Below are 17,592 nucleotides of genomic sequence, written 5' to 3'. Positions count from 1 at the left end.
CTGACACGGCTATGAAGCAGGCACTCATTATCGGAAACAGTGGCGGGATCGGACACGCCGTGCAGGGCGAGCTGCAGGCACGTGGCTACGGGGTGACGGGTTTGTCCCGGCGCGAACACGGCCTTGATGTCACGCAAGAAAGCTCGATCATACGGCATCTAGATGGGCTGATAGATGGGCTGACAGGGCCTTTTGATCTGGTGTTTGTGGCGTCGGGTGCCTTGGAAATCGCAGGCGCCGCGCCGGAAAAAACGCTGCAAAGCCTGACGCCGTCTGCCTTGATTGACCAGTTCGCACTGAATGCCATGGGGCCGGCCTTGGTGCTGAAACACGTCGTGCCCTTGTTGCCCAAGTCCCGCCCTGCGGTATTTGCTGCACTTTCCGCTCGGGTCGGTAGCATTGGCGACAATAGACTGGGCGGCTGGTACAGTTACCGCACCTCCAAAGCCGCGTTGAACCAGTTGATGCATGGCGCGGCGGTTGAGTTGGCACGCACCCACAAGCAGCTGTGCCTTGTCTGCCTGCATCCGGGAACCGTGGCGACATCATTCACCGAAAAATACCTTGGACGGCATCCTGCCGTCGGACCGGGCGAAGCGGCCCGAAATCTTGTGGATGTCATGGAGCAACTGTCCCCGGATCAGACCGGGCGGTTTTTCGACTACGCCGGGCAGGAGATTCCTTGGTGACACGACTGATCCTGATCCTTGGCGATCAACTGACACCAGACATCGCGGCCCTGCGCAGTGCTGACAAAAGTCAGGATATCGTCGTGATGGCCGAAGTGGCGGATGAAGCAACATATGTGGCGCATCATCCAAAGAAAATCGCCCTGATCTTTGCGGCCATGCGCAAATTTGCGGCCCGACTGAGGATGGATGGTTGGGATGTACGCTATTCCGAGTTGGACGACGCACACAACGCAGGATCAATCGTCGGTGAATTGCTTCGGCATACAGAGGATACAGGCGCCAAAGGTGTCGTTGCGACCAAACCGGGTGAGTGGCGTTTGATTCAGGCGCTGGAAGAAGCGCCTCTTGGAATCACTCTCTTGGAAGACGACCGGTTCATCGCATCCCACGCGGATTTCGAGACATGGGCCCAAGGCCGCAAGGCGCTGCGCATGGAGTATTTCTATCGTGACATGCGCCGAAAGACTGGCCTTCTGATGAACGAAGCCGAGCCGGAAGGCGGTCAGTGGAACTACGATCACGACAATCGCAAACCAGCACCAAACAGTGTCGATGCAGCCCCGATGCAATTCGTACCCGATGCAACCGTCGAGGCAGTTCTTGAATTGGTCGAGGCTCGGTTTTCAAACAGCTTCGGGACGCTTCGACCGTTTCACTTTGCCACCGACCAGGCCGAGGCCGAACAGGCTCTTGAGCACTTTGTTGAGAATGGTCTGGCGAAGTTTGGCGACTATCAAGATGCCATGTTGGACAGCAATCGGTTTTTGTACCACTCGCTGTTGTCCGCATACATGAACATTGGCTTGCTTGATCCGCTAAGGGTTTGTCGCGCCGTCGAAGCCGCCTATCGCGCGGGTCGGGTGCCACTGAATGCTGCCGAAGGGTTTATCCGGCAGATTATTGGTTGGCGGGAATACGTGCGCGGGATCTATTTTCACGAAGGGCCGGATTATCCGCAAAGGAACGGATTGAATCACCAACGCGACCTGCCTGACTTCTATTGGGGCCGCCAAACCAAGATGCGGTGCATTTCAAAGGCGGTCGAACAGACCCGCGAAGAAGCCTATGCGCATCATATCCAACGACTCATGGTTACCGGCAACTTTGGCCTATTGGCCGGGATCAACCCGACCGAACTGCATGAATGGTATCTGTCGGTCTATATCGATGCCTTTGAGTGGGTCGAGGCACCGAATACCGTTGGAATGAGCCAGTTCGCCGACGGTGGGGTTATCGCGTCTAAACCTTATGTTTCTTCGGGCAACTACATCAACAAGATGTCGGACCACTGCAAACATTGTGAGTATAAGGTCAAAGAAAAGACAGGTCCTGATGCCTGCCCATTCAATCTGTTGTATTGGCACTTCATGGAGCGACACCGCGACCGGTTCCAGAGCAATCCGCGCATGGCGCAGATGTACCGGACATGGGACAGGATGGACGCGGACAAACGCGAAACGGTGCTAAGCGAGGCCGAGACATGGCTGGACCGTATGACCAAGGGCGATCTGGTCTAGACTGCAATCATGCAGCGGCTGTCCTACTGGCCTATTGGTCCTGTGTCGCGTCTTGCGCTGGCACAACGGCCGCCTGACCGGTCAGCGCCCCGTTGATCCACTCACCGCTGGCTTGTTCTCCGGTGGAGTAGCGCATCGTGCCGGTGCCCTGCCGCTTGCCATCCACAAAGGTGCCTTCGTAGACATCCCCATTGGCATATGTCGCAACGCCCTGACCGCTGATTTCACCGCGCTGCCATTCGCCGGTGTATTTGAACCCATTGGCCATCGCGATCTGGCCCTGACCGTGACGCTGGCCTTCGCGGAACTGGCCCGCATAAACCGTGCCGTCCGGGTAAGTTGCCGTGCCTTTGCCGTGTCTTTGGCCGTCTTTCCATTCGCCTTCGTATTTGTAGCCGTCGGGGTAGGTCATCACACCGTACCCTTCATTCCGTGCGTTCTTGAAAGCGCCTTCGTACACCAACCCATTTGCGTAGGTTGCGACACCCTGGCCTTCGATCACTCCGTCGACCCAGTCACCTTCAAAGGTTGAGCCGCCGGGATAGGTGATCTTGCCTTTGCCATTGGCCAGGTCCCCGCGGAACTGACCCGCATAGACAGAGCCATCCGGATAGGTGACGCTGCCTTCGCCTTCGATCTGGCCTGCGATCCAGTTTCCAGCATACTTGTAGCCGTCGGCGCCAACAAAGGTGCCTTGCCCGTGACGTTGATCGTTGTTGAATGCGCCCTCATAGGTGTCGCCATTGGCGTAAACGACTTTACCCTGACCTTCGCGACGCCCATCCACCAGTTCTCCTTCGTAGATGTCGCCGTTGGCCTGAGTCAGTTTGCCGGTTCCGTCGATTTGTCCGTCCCGCCACGTGCCTTCGTAGATCAACCCGTCCGGCATCGTCAGCTTGCCGTTGCCTTCGCGGTCACCGTCGGCAACCCGGCCTTCGTACACGGATCCGTCCGGATAAGAGATCTTGGCCTCGCCTTCCTTGATGCCATTGACCCACTGACCATCGTACAGATAGCCATTGGGAGAGGTCATCACACCCTTGCCGTGATGCAGCGCGTTGCGGAAAGACCCTTCGTAGCGAACGCCGTTGGCATAAATCGCAACACCCTGACCGGTGATTTTGCCGTCCAGCCATGTGCCTTCATAGGTGCCGCCATCGGCAAAGACTATTTTGCCAACGCCCTCTGGCTTGCCCTTTACGAACTGGCCTTCGTAGACGGAACCATTTGGAAACCGTGCTACGCCCTGGCCTTTGATTTCACCATCGGCCCATTCCCCGGTGTATTCATACCCGTTGGGCAGGCGATAGGTGCCGGTCCCATGTTGGAGACCGTTCAGGAATTCACCCTCGTAGAAGCCACCATCATCATATTGCTTGGTCCCGACTTCGCCGTCTTGGGCGACTGCCGTTTGTGCCAATGCCATGGTGCCAAGAATTAGAAGTGCACGACCTGCGAGTTTCATTTGTGCCCTGCCTCTGCTCTAGGGAGTTTCCCAATTTGGCGAAAACGTAAAGGAGCCTTACGGTCTGGGCAATCTCTTTTGCACCGGCTGTCTTTTACTTGGGCGTACATCTGCTATGTCACAGCACGACCGATAAGGAAGGACAGGGCATGACCGACCGGTTTCGCCTGACAATGGCACAGCTGAATCCCACCGTTGGCGACCTGGCCGGCAACGCCGCAAAAGCGCGCGAAGCCTGGGAGCAGGCCAAAGCGGCTGAGGCAGATTTTGTTGCTTTGCCTGAAATGTTTTTGACGGGTTACCAGACGCAGGATTTGGTGACCAAACCCGCTTTTGTTGCCGATGTGGAAAGCCACATGCAGGATCTCGCGGCTCAGTGTGCCGATGGGCCTGCCATGGGGATCGGCGGGCCGTCATTTGGCGAAGACGGAAAGCTGCACAACAGCTATTGGATTTTGTATCGCGGTGAAGTTTTGGCGCAGACGCATAAATTCTTCCTGCCGAACTTTAACGTGTTTGACGAGGTTCGCCTGTTTTCGCGCAGTCGGATGCAGGGCCCCGTTGCCATTGGTGGTATCCGATTGGGCACGCCGATTTGCGAAGACGCATGGTACCCGGATGTTGTCGAAGCCATGGAAGAATCCGGTGCCGAAATCCTGATGGTTCCAAACGGCTCGCCCTATTTCCGCAACAAGTTCGAGACCCGTCTCAACCATATGGTTTCGCGAGTCGTCGAGTCTGGTCTGCCGCTTGTCTATCTCAACATGGTCGGCGGTCAGGATGATCAGGTTTTTGACGGTGGTTCATTCGTTCTGAACCCACACGGCAAGCTGGCCGTTCAATTGCCGACGTTCGATGAAGCCATCGAACACGTCGATTTCACGCGTGGCGATGACGGCAACTGGGCCGCGACCGAAGGCACGGTCGCCCCCATGGCCGATGAGTGGGAGCTCGACTACCGCGTGATGGTCATGGGATTGCGTGACTACATGGGCAAAACCGGGTTCAAGAAGGTTTTGCTTGGCATGTCGGGCGGAATCGATTCGGCTCTTGTGGCGACCATTGCCGCTGACGCTTTGGGCCCTGAAAATGTGCGTTGCGTGATGCTTCCATCCGAATACACTTCGGATGCCTCGCTGGAAGATGCCAAGGCCTGTGCAAATGCGTTGGGCGTCCGGTATGACTTCGTCCCGATTGCCGAGGGCCGAACTGCGATTACCAACACGCTTGCGCCGCTGTTCGAAGGCCGTGATGCGGACATCACCGAAGAAAATATCCAGTCGCGGCTGCGGGGCTTGTTGCTGATGGCATTGTCCAACAAGTTTGGTGAAATGTTGCTGACCACGGGCAATAAATCCGAAGTGGCTGTTGGCTATGCCACGATCTACGGGGATATGGCGGGTGGCTATAACCCGATCAAGGATCTCTACAAAACGCGGGTCTTTGAGACCTGTCGGTGGCGGAATGCCAACCATCGCGATTGGATGATGGGCGCGGACGGTGTGGTGATTCCGGATCGTATTATCACCAAGCCGCCTTCGGCCGAACTGCGCGAAGACCAAAAGGACAGCGATAGCCTGCCGGATTACCCGGTGCTGGACGGTATTCTCGAGATGCTGGTAGATCGCGAGGCATCTGTCGCTGACTGCGTTGACGCGGGCTATGCGCGCGAAGACGTCAAACGGGTCGAGCATCTCCTCTTCATCTCAGAATACAAACGCTTTCAATCTGCGCCGGGCCCGCGCCTGACCAACCGTGCGTTCTGGCTTGATCGGCGGTACCCCATCGTGAATCGCTGGCGAGACAGGAACTGATAGGTGAGATCATGTTCCGGGATAGTTTTACGGGTCAATTGAAGTTCGAAGCCTTCAACGGCCTGAAATTCTGGATGGATTATCAGGACAATGGCGCACCGTATCAGGCGTCAACCATCCGGACAGAAGACCCAAAGATTGCAATTGTTTTCGTACCCGCTCAGCACCGCGGCAATGAGGTGTTTCTCATGCGGTACCATGGGCTGAGTATCCCCTTTTCACGTCCTCACGCGTCCACGCTTCTCGATGGTCCGGAATACAATGAACTTGTAGACAGAAATCCGGGCTTCGACATGGTGATAACCGAAATCGGGCGGCCAGAGCGCTGGCTGGAATATGTCGGACGCGAGCAAAGGTTTCATGACATTCCAGTGGATAGCGAATTCCGAAGTCGAGCCGAACAAGACATCATGTGCAACCTGTTCTGCGATATGATGGGCTGGAAAGCCATAAATGGGACGCTGGCTATGTTTCGCGGCATCGCCAACAAGAACGGTGATCCGATCCAAAAGGGTCGTGTTGGTTTTGATGCGCCTTTGCAGAAGAAGCTGGACTTGGGCGTTTACATCAGACGCTAGGCCTCGTCTCGCGCTTTCGCTTTGCCAAGCCCGCAACACTAATGTATTCTAATTTTAGAATGTTATTTTTGGAGCAGCACCAGATGCGGATCGCCTTTTTCAGCATGGCCCTCACGTTTTTTTTCTCAAGCGCAGCTGGGGCGCAGATGATGCATGGTCATGGTCATAGTCACGGGGCGGACGGAACAGGCCATGACGAAGTGACCATGCCGGGTCTACGCGGGTTGGACGCAACCGAGCAGGAGAGCCTCGACATGGAGGTCCTGTTTCGGAATTTCAAAGGCATTACCCGCACCGTCGAAAACCTGCCCAATGGCATCAGGACGGTCACAGTTTCCGATGATCCGGATGTCATGGATGCACTTATCAACCACACGGTCGGTATGATCGACCGCGTGGGCCAGAAACGCGACCCCAAGGTCTTTATCCAGAGTCCAACTCTGGACATTTTCTTTGCTCGGGCTGAAAGCATCCGCTCTGAAGTCGAAGTGACAGACGAGGGATTGGTCGTCGTCCAGACGTCAGAAGACCCGGAAGTTGTTGCTGCCCTGCATATTCATGCTGCGGAAGTCAGTGATATGGTCAATCGAGGGATGCACGCGGTGCACGAGCGGATGATGCAGCGCAATTCGAACTGACAGAGGTCACAGCCACCACTGATCAATCTTGGCGATGTCATTATCGGACCAGCCAAAGTGATGAGCAAACTCATGCACTGTGACATGAGCAACCAACGTCTCCAGATCAACGTCTCCACGGTTGCGCCATTCGTCCAGAATCGGCTCGCGAAACAACCAGATCGTGTCCGGCAGCGGCGCAGGGTCCGACACACTCTTTTCCGTGATTGGTATGCCTTCATACAGGCCAGTCAGTTCCAGCGGTTCAGCGATCTGCATCTCGTGCAGAATATTTTCTGGCGGCCAGTCTTCAACACGCAGAACAACTGCAGCGGCCAAAGTTCTGAACGGCTCTGGAAACTGCTCCACGGCCGCACGCGCATAGCGCTCAAAGGCTGCGATATTCAATGTTTCAGACACAGTCAGGAACACTTCTTCTTTTTCAAAATACGCAAGCGATCGGCCGCAACACAATCACGCGTCTGGCGGATGATGCAACGCTGAAAAATGCGAAAAGGGCGCGGCCGTTAGGCCGCGCCCCACGGGCGACGTGCACAGCACGGCGCAAACTGTTTACAGCATCAACTGATAGCTGTGTGGGACATAATGGAACCCGTCGCCACGCGTTTCAACATAGCCAAGGGCCGGAAAGGGCATGTGGTATCCGATAAATGGAACGCCATCAGCGGCGAGCATGCCCAGAACCTTGCGGCGGGACGCAGCAGCGGCGGCTTTGTCAGCATCAAAGCGCACTTCCCAGTCCGGGTAGGACAGTGACCAGACGTGGTGATTGGCCAGATCGGCGATCAGCACCAGTTGCTTGCCTTCGCTTTCGATCATGTAGGTCATATGTCCGGGCGTGTGACCAAAAGCGGCCATGCCGGTGATCCCCGATGTGACGGACCCGCCGTCGCCGATAAACGTCATCTTTTCGGCGAGCGGCTTGACCATACCGTCAAAGCGTTCGTTGCCTGCCGCCGCCCAGTGGTCATATTCAGCCTGCCCGGTGACATAGGCGGCGTTGCCAAATGTTGGCGCGCCCTCGTTCATGAGTCCGCCAATATGATCGCCGTGCATATGGGTCAAAACGACATGGGTCACTTGATCTGCCGAATAGCCGGCCGCCTCTACAGCGGCGGTAATTCCTTTGGCATTCAGCCCTGTGTCAAAGAGGATCAGCTCTGAACCGGTGTTGATCAAAGTGGGGGTGAAAAAGAACTGGGCCTTGTCGACTGGCAGATGCGCGGCGTTTGACACTTCGGAAAACTCCTCGGCGGAGACGTTCATGCCAAAGATACTCTGTGGTTCTTCGCGGGTCGCTGTACCGGCCAAAAGCGTGCTGACTTCCATACCGCCCAGCATGAACCGGTTGACCCGCGGAACCTGCGCGCCCTGCATGGGTGCTGCATGGCCGCCTGCCTTCAGCGCGGTTGATGCGAAAGGGATGGCTGCGGCCCCGGCCAAAGCAGCGCGACGGGTCATTTTCAAAGCGTTGGTCATGATGTTCCTCCGAATACAATGTCGCACAACCTAGGGTGATGGAACTGCGTGGCCAGTAAGGCCGGCACCAGATCGCGTGAATGTGTCGGCGTGTGAGTTTACGGTCAGGAATGCTCGGTCAGGGGGAAAAGACCAATCGCTTCGTAAATCGCGCCTTCGGGCTGCAGTATGGATTCGAACAAGCCAAATCGGGACGCTTTGAATGTGTCGGTTTTGGCGCCTCTGAGTGCCGTATGGAACGGGCCGGTATCTGCCCGTCCCGGTAGCCGAGCCAAGGTCACATGCGGGCGAAAACGCCGACGTGCCAGCGGCAGGCCAACGCCGTGCATACGCGAGCGCACCCGGTCATGCAGCATGGTCAAACCAGGCCCGCCGTCTGCACCCAGCGCAACCACCTGCCCATGTTTGCCGCCAAATATCTGCACTCCGGCAAGCGTCAAAGGTATTGGTTCATGCTGGATCGAACTCAACCCATCCAAAATGGTGTCACAATCCTGCAAACTCGCATCGCCGACGAAGGCCAAGGTGAGATGCAGGTTGTCCTCTGGCGTCAGACGACTGGGCGGCATGGTGGATTGGATTTGAACAATTTGATCGATTGCCTCGTCAGGAAGGCACAGGGCAATGAAGACTCGCATGGCCCGACCCTGCCAGAGCTTTGCAATCATATCCAGAAGGCAGCCAGACAGGCATGGCGGATATGGACAAACCGGCCTGCTTGTGAAAACAGGCACAGCCAAGGAGACCCGTCCATGACTGTCACACGTTTCGCGCCTTCGCCGACCGGATACATCCATGTTGGCAACCTGCGCACCGCATTGTTCAACCATCTCATCGCCCGCAAATCGGGCGGTACCTTTATCCTGCGGATCGACGACACAGATCCCGAACGCAGCAAGGAAGAATATGTTGATGCGATCAAGCAGGACCTTGAGTGGCTCGGCCTGACTTGGGATCGGGTGGAGCGCCAGTCCGAACGTCTGGACCGATATGCGGACGCGGCAGACAAACTGCGCGGGATGGATCGGTTCTATGAGGCCTTTGAAACGCCGACGGAACTGGATCTCAAGCGTAAGAAGTTGCTGAACATGGGCAAGCCGCCGGTCTACGATCGCGCGGCTCTTGCGCTGAGCGAAGAAGAAAAGTCCAAGCTGCGTGACGAGCGGGGTGACGGCGTCTGGCGTTTCAAGCTCGATCAAGAGCGCATTGAGTGGAGCGACGGAATTCTGGGCGATGTTTCGATCGATGCCGCATCGGTTTCAGATCCGGTCTTGATCCGGGCAGATGGTCAGGTGCTCTACACGCTGGCCTCTGTTGTGGATGACACCGACATGGGCGTGACCCATGTGGTGCGCGGCAATGACCACGTGACAAACACCGCCACACAAATCCAGATGATCCGTGCATTGGGTGCTGAACCGCCAAGCTTTGCACACCATTCGCTTTTGACGGGTCCGCAGGGTGAATCACTGTCAAAGCGGCTTGGGACACTGGCTCTGCGCGATTTGCGGGAACAGGGTGTCGAGCCCGAAGCGTTGTTGTCCTTGATGGCGCGGCTTGGGTCCAGCCAACCGATCGAATTGCGTATGACGCTTGATGAAATCGCGGATGGCTTTGAACTTGAGCAGTTCGGCTCGGCCCCAACGAAATTCGATGTGCAGGATCTGTTTCCGCTGACCGCGCGCAAGCTTCATGCGATGCCGTTTGACCAGATGGCCAATGACGTTGCTGCCTTGGGTGTGCCGGATGATCAGGCAGAGCTGTTCTGGCAAATTTGCCGCGAAAATATCACGACACGGGCCGATCTAGCTCCGTGGTGGGACATGTTCCGCAATGGCGCGGACCCGTTGGTGGATGACGAAGACAAGGAATTCGTGGCGCAGGCGATCTCGATGCTGCCAGAGCCTCCGTACAACGCAGACACTTGGTCGGAATGGACTGGCGCGGTCAAAGAAGCGACGGGTCGCAAGGGCAAAGGCCTGTTCATGCCGCTGCGCAAAGCAGTGACCGGGCGCCAACGCGGGCCTGAAATGGCTGATGTGATGCAGTTGTTGCAAACCAAGCCAAGAGAGGCCTGATCAAATGGCGGAGCAGGCAAAATTTCTGACCGGAAACCTGTTTCGCCATGTTGCCGTGATGTCGCTGACGGCGTCGATTGGCCTGATGGCTGTCTTCGCGGTGGACTTCATCGATATGATTTTCATCTCGATGTTGGGCAAGGCGGAATTGGCCGCCGCCGTTGGTTATGCCGGGACAATCCTGTTTTTCACGACTTCATTCGGGATCGGTATGGCGATCGCCGCTGGTGCTCTGGTGGCCCGCACTCTTGGGCAGGGCGACGAGGAAAGCGCACGGATCAAATCAGGCCACGCCTTGATCCTTGGCTTTTTGTTTGGCGCAGTGTTCGCCGCAGGGGTTTGGTCTATCCTGCCCGAGCTTGTCGGCCTAATGGGCGCCGAGGGTGACATTGCCGACCTGGCAGTCGGATACCTGCAAATTATTGTTCCGACGCTGCCGTTTCTGATGATCGGGATGATGGGGGGCGCAATTCTGCGCGCACATGGGGACGCACAGCGCGCCATGATGGCGACTATCTACGGCGGGGTAACCAATGCCGTTCTTGACCCGATCCTGATCTTCGGTCTGGACTTGGAATTGACGGGGGCGGCGCTTGCATCTGTTGCGGCGCGACTGGTCATTGCAGGCACATCCTTGTTGCCGTTGATCAAGCACTATGGCGGATTTGCCCGCCCGTCGTTTATCGGGCTGATGGCCGATTTGCCGCCGACCTTTGCCATCGCGTTTCCCGCAATCCTGACACAGCTGGCAACGCCCGTCGGGCAAGCGTTTGTGACACGATCCATGGCCGATTTTGGTGAAGCAGCGGTTGCGGGCATGGCGATTGTCGGACGCCTGACGCCGCTTGCGTTTGGTGTGATTTTCGCGCTGTCGGGCGCAGTGGGCCCGATCATCGGGCAGAACTACGGGGCCGGAAATTTTGACCGGGTGCGTGGGGCCTTCAAGGCAGCGGTCTTGTTCGTAGGATTGTTTGTCGCTGCGATGACCGCATTGCTGTTTGTCTTGCGTGCTCCGATTGCAGCGCTGTTCGATGCGGACGGCATAACGCGCGATCTGGTGTTCCTGTTCTGCGGGCCACTGGCCCTGGCGTTCTTTTTCAACGGCGTCATTTTCGTAACGAATGCCGCGTTCAACAACCTTGGCCATCCGTTCAAGTCGACGCTGATCAACTGGGGCCGCCATACGTTGGGGACTATTCCATTTGTTCTGGTTGGCGCTGCCATGTTTGGAGCACCCGGTGTCTTGATCGGACAGGCCATTGGTGGCGTGATTTTTGCCGGGGTTGCATGGATCGCTTTGAGACGTGTGCTTGAAGAAGGCGGCGCACCCGTTGAGCGTGAACCGTTCCAGCGTCAAGCGCGGCTTTTGTCATTGCTGATGCATCGCCGATAGCGGCTCAGTCCGGCAATACCATACATCCAAGATTGCGCAGGCCGGTGTCGACGATGGATCGTTCGGCATCTGTCAGCCTTTGTGCCCTTGGATACCGGGGACTGTCGCGGTCATCCAAAATCGGCGCTTCCCAGCCAATGGTCGTTTCAAAAAAGTGGGTAGCTCCGTCTTTCCCGAATTCGGCCAGATATCCTTGAATCACCACGTCGAGATACGACAGAAGAACGGGATGCTCAGGACTGGGCATAAGGATGCGCTCAGGCGCGATGGCGTAGACAGCAATCTGTTCTGCGTCATCCGCGTTGTGAATCACGGCACTTTGGACTGAATGGCGGTTGTACGCCGCTTCGCGGATGTCGAGTGCTGCCCAACTGTCGCCGGGCACTGGTGCAATCAGGCCTTTGATCGTGCAACCCGCATCCGGAATTGCCGTCAGATAGGCAACCTTTCTTTCTGCTGTAGCACGCCATGCCCGCCGCCATCCGCTGAGCGTGGCCGGATGCGCTGGATCAAACCCATGGGTCAGCCGATTCACCAGTGACCCGTACCCAAAGAAAAATGCGTCCTTCATTCGGCAATGATTAATCGGAATTGATGTATATCAAAGGCAATTTCTGGATAAGCGGGCACCCTCAGGTCGATCAAAATGGAGAATCGGCGTGCGCGTAACAAAGCGAACCAACATAGCAATGCGAGTTCTTATGTACTGTGCTGCCAATCCCGGGCGGCTCGTGACCAAGCATGAGATTGCCGAACGCTGCAATGCGTCTGAGAATCACCTGGCTCAGGTCATCAATCAGCTTGCCCAACTGGGCTATCTTCATACCCAGAGAGGCCGCAACGGGGGCTTGGAACTGGGGCGCCCATCGACTGAGATCGTGATCGGTGACATATTCCGCGCGTTGGAAGCACCAGTGCCTTTGGCCGAATGCTTTGCGGACGTGGACAACACCTGCCCGTTGACGGAAGCGTGCCGTCTGCGCACGGCTCTGACAGATGCGGCCAATGCGTTTTACAAGACGCTCGACCCCATCACTCTGGATGCTCTGGTTTGTGACAATGCGGCTCTGATGGATATTCTGCACCCGGAAGGAAGCTGTGGCGGTATACCGGTGAATACCGTTCTTGCGTCCTAGGCTCTTTGGGGCTATCGTTTCGCCACCATCCCTGTGGGAGAACCGGCTCGGCCGGTGCCGAAGGAGCAACCGCCCCGGAAACTCTCAGGCGCAAGGACCGCAGGGAACAGATACTCTGGAGAGAGGCGCTGATGCGTCCGCCGAAGGGATAGCGATCTCAGGCAAACGGACAGAGGGGGCATGTGCGGTGCGGGCTTGACCCGAACCATATATGCCCGAGCCATGCCAAATCAGCGCGGCCGGGAGAAGACAGACCCGGGAGGCCCCCATGGCCGAAGAAGAAGACGCTGGTGCGCTGAAAAAAACAGTATTGAACGAATTGCACCTTGAACTGGGTGCCAAGATGGTGCCGTTCGCGGGCTATGAGATGCCCGTGCAATATCCGCTTGGGGTGTTGAAGGAACATCTGCATTGCCGCGCGTCCGCGGGCTTGTTTGACGTTAGCCACATGGGGCAAGTGATCCTGCGGGGCCCCGATGTTTCTGCAGCATTGGAAACGCTGGTTCCTGTGGACGTGTGCGGTTTGCCGGACGGTCGTCAACGCTACGGCTTCTTCACCAACGAAGCCGGTGGCATCGAGGACGACTTGATGATTGCGAACAGAGGCGATCATTTGTTCGTTGTCGTCAACGCAGCCTGCAAGCACGCGGATGTGGCCCGTATGCGTGCTGCGCTTGAACCCAAAGGCATTACGGTAAAGCTTCTGGAAAACCGCGCCTTGCTGGCACTTCAAGGCCCAGCCGCCGAAGACGTTCTCGCCCAACATTGCCCGACAGTTCGGGACATGCGCTTCATGGATGTCGCAACGCTTCCTATTGCAGGGGCGGAATGCTGGGTGTCCCGTTCAGGCTATACCGGTGAAGACGGTTTTGAGATTTCGGTGCCGAACGCGGCTGCCATGGATCTTGCACGCGCATTGCTGGGCGAGGAAGCCGTTGAGCCGATCGGTTTGGGTGCGCGGGACAGCCTTAGGCTGGAAGGTGGCCTGTGCCTGTACGGACATGACATCGACGAGCAGACCACCCCGATTGCCGCTGGATTGAACTGGGCCATCCAGAAAGTGCGCCGGACTGATGGTGCTCGGGCAGGCGGGTTTCCCGGCGCTGATACGATCCTTGCTGAACTGGCGGAACCGCCAGCCATGAAGCGGATTGGCCTGCGGCCAGAGGGTCGGGCGCCTATGCGCGAAGGTACGGAAATCTTTGATTTGCCCGAGGGTGGGGCGGCCATTGGCCGGATTACATCGGGCGGTTTTGGGCCGTCTGTCGGCGGGCCCGTGGCGATGGGATACGTCCCTCGGAATCTTTCAGAAAATGGTACGGCGCTTTGGGGCGAAGTACGCGGCAAACGCATGCCGGTCACAGTTGCAGCGCTGCCTTTTGTGGCAGCTGGGTTCAAACGATAAATCTCAGGGAGAATGAACATGAAATACACCGAAGAGCATGAATGGCTGGACGTCGCAGGTGACGTTGTAACCGTAGGCATCACGGCGCATGCGGCTGAACAGCTGGGTGATGTTGTCTTTGTCGAATTGCCGGAAGAAGGCACCGAAGTTGCCAAGGATGATGAGGTCGTCGTGATCGAATCCGTCAAGGCGGCGTCTGACATTCTGGCGCCATTGGATGGCGAAATCGTCGAGGTTAACGCCGCTCTGACCGACGAGCCGAGCAAGGTGAACGAAGATCCCGAAGGCGAAGCATGGTTCTTCAAAATCAAGGTCAGCGATTTCAGCCCCATGGACGACTACATGGACGATGCTGCCTACAAGGACTTCATTGGCGATTGATCCTCGCAAACGATTGATGGGGTGAATGCGCTGCCTTGCGCGCGAAGGCCGTCACAGTGCGGCGCAGGATCCTATGGGAAATCTGAACCGGAAAGAAACGGGGCCTATCCCCGATGCGGAGAGTTGCATGACTTATGATCCGATTGACTACCTGCCATACGATTTTGCCAACAGACGGCATATCGGGCCTTCTCCTGCCGAGATGGAAGACATGTTCGCCGTATTGGGCGTTGATGGACTGGAGACCCTGATCGACGAAACAGTTCCGCAAGCCATCAGGCAGACGGAACCGTTGGATTTTGGCAAACCGCTTTCCGAGCGGGAGCTGATGCACCGGATGCGCAGCGTTGGGGCAAAGAACAAGGTTCTGACCAGTCTCATCGGCATGGGGTATCATGGCACGGTCACGCCGCCGGCCATTCAGCGCAACATCCTTGAAAATCCGGCTTGGTACACGGCCTACACGCCATACCAGCCCGAGATTTCCCAGGGTCGGCTTGAGGCGCTGCTGAACTTCCAGACAATGGTCTGTGACCTGACTGGGCTTGAGATCGCAAACGCTTCGCTGCTGGATGAAGCAACCGCATGTGCCGAAGCAATGACCATGGCGCAGCGTGTCGCGAAATCTAAAGCCAAGGCCTTTTTCGTCGATGAAAATTGCCATCCTCAAAACATCGCTGTGGTGCGCACGCGGGCCGAACCGCTGGGCATCGAAGTCATCGTCGGATCGCCTGATGATCTGGACGCGGCGGCGGTCTTTGGGGCTTTGTTCCAATACCCCGGAACGCATGGCCACCTGACTGATTTTACAGCACATATGGATGCGCTGCATGCTGCCAAGGCCATCGGTATCGTCAGCGCTGATCCAATGGCGCTTTGCCTGCTGAAAGAACCCGGCGCAATGGGTGCAGACATTGCGGTGGGCAGCACCCAGAGATTTGGAATCCCGCTTGGATATGGGGGGCCACATGCCGCCTATATGGCCTGCCGTGACGCCTACAAACGTGCGATGCCCGGCCGAATTGTGGGTATTTCGATCGATAGTCACGGCAACCGCGCCTACCGTCTGAGCCTGCAAACACGCGAGCAGCACATCCGCCGCGAAAAAGCGACGTCCAATGTCTGCACCGCGCAGGCGCTTCTGGCGGTTATGGCCGGTTTCTATGCGGTGTTCCACGGACCAAAGGGGCTGCGGGCCATTGCGCAGCGCATTCACAGAAAGACTGTGCGTCTGGCGAAAGGGCTGGAAGCGGCCGGATTCAAGATCGAGCCCGAGGCGTATTTTGATACCATTACGGTGGATGTGGGTTTGCTTCAGCGCGGCGTGCTGCAGGCGGCTGTACGCGAAGGTTTGAACTTGCGCCGTGTCGGAAAGACCAAGGTCGGCATTTCCCTTGATGAACGCACACGGCCCGAAACCATCGAAGCGGTTTGGCGCGCCTTTGGGCTTGTCCAGGCAGACGATGACCTGACGCCGGAATACAGAATGCCTGATGCGCTGATCCGGACCACGGAATATCTTCAGCATGACGTGTTTCACATGAACCGTGCCGAAACCGAAATGATGCGCTATATGCGCCGGCTCGCGGATCGTGATCTGGCACTGGACCGGGCCATGATCCCGCTGGGGTCCTGCACCATGAAGCTGAATTCAGCTGCGGAAATGATGCCTGTCAGCTGGCGTGAATTCAGCCAGATTCACCCCTATGTCCCTGACGATCAGGCACAGGGCTACAAAGCTCTGATTGATGACCTGAACGCCAAGCTGTGTTCAATCACCGGCTACGATGCGATCTCGATGCAGCCGAACTCGGGTGCGCAAGGCGAATACGCGGGGTTGCTGACGATCCGCGACTGGCAGGTTTCGCGCGGAGAAGGTCAGCGGAATGTTTGCCTGATCCCGGTCAATGCGCATGGCACCAACCCGGCCAGCGCCCAGATGGTTGGCTGGAAAGTTGTCGCTGTCAAATGCGACGAACAAGGCAGCATCGATCTGGAGGATTTTCGGGCCAAAGCCGAAGCCCATTCAGACGCGCTCGCGGCATGTATGATCACCTACCCAAGCACGCATGGTGTATTCGAAGAGACCGTGAAGGAGGTCTGCGCCATCACGCATGAACATGGGGGGCAGGTCTATATCGACGGCGCGAACCTGAATGCGATGGTCGGGTTGTCCCGCCCTGGGGATCTGGGCGGCGATGTCAGCCACCTGAACCTGCACAAGACCTTCTGCATCCCGCATGGCGGTGGCGGTCCCGGCATGGGCCCGATCGGCGTCAAGGCGCACCTGGCGCCTCACTTGCCCGGGCATCCGCTTGATGAGGACGGTGCGCCGCCGGTCAGCGCGGCCCCGTTCGGCTCGCCATCCCTGCTGCCGATCTCATGGGCCTATATCCTCATGATGGGAGGCGCCGGGCTGACTCAGGCCACCCGTGTTGCGATCCTGAACGCCAACTACATCGCGCAAAGGCTCGAAGGAGCCTACGAGGTGCTTTATCGGGGCAGCCAAGGCCGCGTTGCGCATGAGTGTATTCTTGATACGCGCCCCTTTGAGAAAACCGCAGGTGTCACGGTCGAGGACATTGCCAAACGCCTGATGGATTGCGGGTTCCACGCTCCGACTATGAGCTGGCCTGTGGCGGGCACCTTGATGATCGAGCCAACGGAATCTGAAACCAAGGCAGAACTGGATCGCTTTTGCGATGCGATGCTCGCGATCCGCGAAGAAATTCGCGATATCGAAGAGGGTCGTAGCGACAAAGAGATGAATCCTCTCAAAATGGCGCCGCATACAATGGAAGATCTGGTCAAGGACTGGGATCGCCCATATTCGCGCGAACAGGGATGTTTCCCGCCGGGAGCATTCCGGGTCGATAAATACTGGCCACCTGTGAATCGGGTCGACAATGCTTGGGGTGACAGACACCTTGTCTGTACTTGCCCGCCTATGAGCGATTATGCCGAAGCCGCTGAATAAATCCGGTTAAGCCTGAACGAAAACGGCCACGCCCTGTGA

16 protein-coding genes and 2 riboswitches are annotated in these 17,592 nt (G+C 57.2%); of the genes, 11 read left to right on the top strand and 5 right to left on the bottom strand.

Translation table 11 applies throughout. The annotated features are described in order from the left end of the window. The first annotated feature begins 11 nt into the window (after positions 1-11). On the top strand, positions 12-689 hold the full coding sequence (locus tag PFY00_RS01000; RefSeq protein WP_271430653.1) for an SDR family NAD(P)-dependent oxidoreductase: 678 nt from the start codon (positions 12-14) through the stop codon (positions 687-689). Beyond that, positions 686-2,209 (top strand): cryptochrome/photolyase family protein, encoded by a 1,524-nt coding sequence (locus tag PFY00_RS00995; protein ID WP_271430652.1) that lies wholly within the window; start codon positions 686-688, stop codon positions 2,207-2,209. The genes PFY00_RS01000 and PFY00_RS00995 overlap by 4 nt, the downstream gene beginning before the upstream one ends. A gap of 31 nt (positions 2,210-2,240) precedes the next feature. Here PFY00_RS00995 and PFY00_RS00990 read toward each other — a convergent pair whose 3' ends face one another. After that, positions 2,241-3,674 carry an MORN repeat-containing protein gene (locus tag PFY00_RS00990; protein WP_271430651.1) on the bottom strand — a complete coding sequence of 478 codons (1,434 nt, stop codon included), beginning with the start codon at positions 3,672-3,674 and terminating at the stop codon, positions 2,241-2,243. Positions 3,675-3,823: 149 nt separating this feature from the next. Between PFY00_RS00990 and PFY00_RS00985 the strand changes: the two genes are divergently transcribed. From PFY00_RS00985 to PFY00_RS00975, 3 genes are all read left to right on the top strand, one after another. Next, entirely contained in the window at positions 3,824-5,488 is a 1,665-nt protein-coding gene (locus PFY00_RS00985; protein WP_271430650.1) for an NAD+ synthase, read from the top strand. A gap of 11 nt (positions 5,489-5,499) precedes the next feature. Then, positions 5,500-6,066, top strand: coding sequence for a hypothetical protein (locus PFY00_RS00980; RefSeq protein ID WP_271430649.1), 567 nt, complete (start codon positions 5,500-5,502; stop codon positions 6,064-6,066). A gap of 104 nt (positions 6,067-6,170) precedes the next feature. After that, the gene (locus PFY00_RS00975; protein WP_271430648.1) at positions 6,171-6,704 is read left to right on the top strand and encodes a hypothetical protein; all 534 of its coding nucleotides are present in this window, start codon (positions 6,171-6,173) and stop codon (positions 6,702-6,704) included. 6 nt (positions 6,705-6,710) lie between these two features. Here the strand turns inward: PFY00_RS00975 and PFY00_RS00970 are convergent, their stop codons facing one another. The 3 genes from PFY00_RS00970 to thpR form a co-directional block, all read right to left on the bottom strand. Then, positions 6,711-7,103, bottom strand: coding sequence for a metallopeptidase family protein (locus tag PFY00_RS00970; RefSeq protein WP_408648430.1), 393 nt, complete (start codon positions 7,101-7,103; stop codon positions 6,711-6,713). 153 nt (positions 7,104-7,256) lie between these two features. Then, positions 7,257-8,183, bottom strand: a complete 927-nt coding sequence (locus PFY00_RS00965) for an MBL fold metallo-hydrolase (protein WP_271430647.1) — start codon at positions 8,181-8,183, stop codon at positions 7,257-7,259. A gap of 104 nt (positions 8,184-8,287) precedes the next feature. Further along, positions 8,288-8,821: an RNA 2',3'-cyclic phosphodiesterase gene (gene thpR, locus PFY00_RS00960; protein WP_271430646.1), complete on the bottom strand. Its 534-nt coding sequence runs from the start codon at positions 8,819-8,821 to the stop codon at positions 8,288-8,290. 114 nt (positions 8,822-8,935) lie between these two features. On the opposite strand from thpR, the gene gltX reads away from it, so the two are divergent. Both gltX and PFY00_RS00950 read left to right on the top strand, forming a co-directional pair. Continuing rightward, the gene (gene gltX / locus PFY00_RS00955; RefSeq protein WP_271430645.1) at positions 8,936-10,261 is read left to right on the top strand and encodes a glutamate--tRNA ligase; all 1,326 of its coding nucleotides are present in this window, start codon (positions 8,936-8,938) and stop codon (positions 10,259-10,261) included. A 4-nt stretch (positions 10,262-10,265) separates the two neighbouring features. After that, entirely contained in the window at positions 10,266-11,654 is a 1,389-nt protein-coding gene (locus tag PFY00_RS00950) for an MATE family efflux transporter (RefSeq protein WP_271430644.1), read from the top strand. 4 nt (positions 11,655-11,658) lie between these two features. On the opposite strand, the gene PFY00_RS00945 is transcribed toward PFY00_RS00950, so the two are convergent. Continuing rightward, complete coding sequence (locus PFY00_RS00945) at positions 11,659-12,225, bottom strand: gamma-glutamylcyclotransferase family protein (RefSeq protein WP_271430643.1); 567 nt, start codon at positions 12,223-12,225, stop codon at positions 11,659-11,661. Between the two features lie 88 nt (positions 12,226-12,313). Between PFY00_RS00945 and PFY00_RS00940 the strand changes: the two genes are divergently transcribed. The 4 genes from PFY00_RS00940 to gcvP all read left to right on the top strand — a co-directional run bounded on the left by PFY00_RS00940 (position 12,314) and on the right by gcvP (position 17,553). Continuing rightward, positions 12,314-12,790 (top strand): RrF2 family transcriptional regulator, encoded by a 477-nt coding sequence (locus PFY00_RS00940; RefSeq protein WP_271430642.1) that lies wholly within the window; start codon positions 12,314-12,316, stop codon positions 12,788-12,790. Between the two features lie 24 nt (positions 12,791-12,814). Beyond that, positions 12,815-12,900, top strand: a riboswitch (glycine riboswitch). 3 nt (positions 12,901-12,903) lie between these two features. Continuing rightward, a riboswitch (glycine riboswitch) is annotated at positions 12,904-12,965 on the top strand. 93 nt (positions 12,966-13,058) lie between these two features. Continuing rightward, positions 13,059-14,195, top strand: coding sequence for a glycine cleavage system aminomethyltransferase GcvT (gene gcvT, locus PFY00_RS00935; RefSeq protein WP_271430641.1), 1,137 nt, complete (start codon positions 13,059-13,061; stop codon positions 14,193-14,195). An 18-nt stretch (positions 14,196-14,213) separates the two neighbouring features. Further along, a complete protein-coding gene (gene gcvH, locus PFY00_RS00930) occupies positions 14,214-14,576 on the top strand; it encodes a glycine cleavage system protein GcvH (protein ID WP_271430640.1) in 363 nt (120 codons plus the stop codon). 127 nt (positions 14,577-14,703) lie between these two features. Then, positions 14,704-17,553, top strand: coding sequence for an aminomethyl-transferring glycine dehydrogenase (gcvP, locus tag PFY00_RS00925; protein WP_271430639.1), 2,850 nt, complete (start codon positions 14,704-14,706; stop codon positions 17,551-17,553). Positions 17,554-17,592 lie beyond the last annotated feature (39 nt).

This window comes from Thalassococcus lentus (assembly GCF_028023555.1).
GTDB classification, from domain to species: domain Bacteria; phylum Pseudomonadota; class Alphaproteobacteria; order Rhodobacterales; family Rhodobacteraceae; genus Thalassococcus_A; species Thalassococcus_A lentus.
This window is presented reverse-complemented; position numbering and strand designations above follow the sequence as displayed.

Excerpts from the sequence above, each read along its gene's own strand:
- thpR (WP_271430646.1), bottom strand. The coding sequence starts at position 8,821 with ATGCGAGTCTTCATTGCCCTGTGCCTTCCTGACGAGGCAATCGATCAA.
- gcvH (WP_271430640.1), top strand. The coding sequence starts at position 14,214 with ATGAAATACACCGAAGAGCATGAATGGCTGGACGTCGCAGGTGACGTT.
- PFY00_RS00990 (WP_271430651.1), bottom strand. The coding sequence starts at position 3,674 with ATGAAACTCGCAGGTCGTGCACTTCTAATTCTTGGCACCATGGCATTG.
- PFY00_RS00985 (WP_271430650.1), top strand. The coding sequence starts at position 3,824 with ATGACCGACCGGTTTCGCCTGACAATGGCACAGCTGAATCCCACCGTT.
- PFY00_RS00975 (WP_271430648.1), top strand. The coding sequence starts at position 6,171 with ATGGCCCTCACGTTTTTTTTCTCAAGCGCAGCTGGGGCGCAGATGATG.
- PFY00_RS00945 (WP_271430643.1), bottom strand. The coding sequence starts at position 12,225 with ATGAAGGACGCATTTTTCTTTGGGTACGGGTCACTGGTGAATCGGCTG.
- PFY00_RS01000 (WP_271430653.1), top strand. The coding sequence starts at position 12 with ATGAAGCAGGCACTCATTATCGGAAACAGTGGCGGGATCGGACACGCC.
- gcvT (WP_271430641.1), top strand. The coding sequence starts at position 13,059 with ATGGCCGAAGAAGAAGACGCTGGTGCGCTGAAAAAAACAGTATTGAAC.
- gcvP (WP_271430639.1), top strand. The coding sequence starts at position 14,704 with ATGACTTATGATCCGATTGACTACCTGCCATACGATTTTGCCAACAGA.
- gltX (WP_271430645.1), top strand. The coding sequence starts at position 8,936 with ATGACTGTCACACGTTTCGCGCCTTCGCCGACCGGATACATCCATGTT.
- PFY00_RS00950 (WP_271430644.1), top strand. The coding sequence starts at position 10,266 with ATGGCGGAGCAGGCAAAATTTCTGACCGGAAACCTGTTTCGCCATGTT.
- PFY00_RS00980 (WP_271430649.1), top strand. The coding sequence starts at position 5,500 with ATGTTCCGGGATAGTTTTACGGGTCAATTGAAGTTCGAAGCCTTCAAC.
- PFY00_RS00965 (WP_271430647.1), bottom strand. The coding sequence starts at position 8,183 with ATGACCAACGCTTTGAAAATGACCCGTCGCGCTGCTTTGGCCGGGGCC.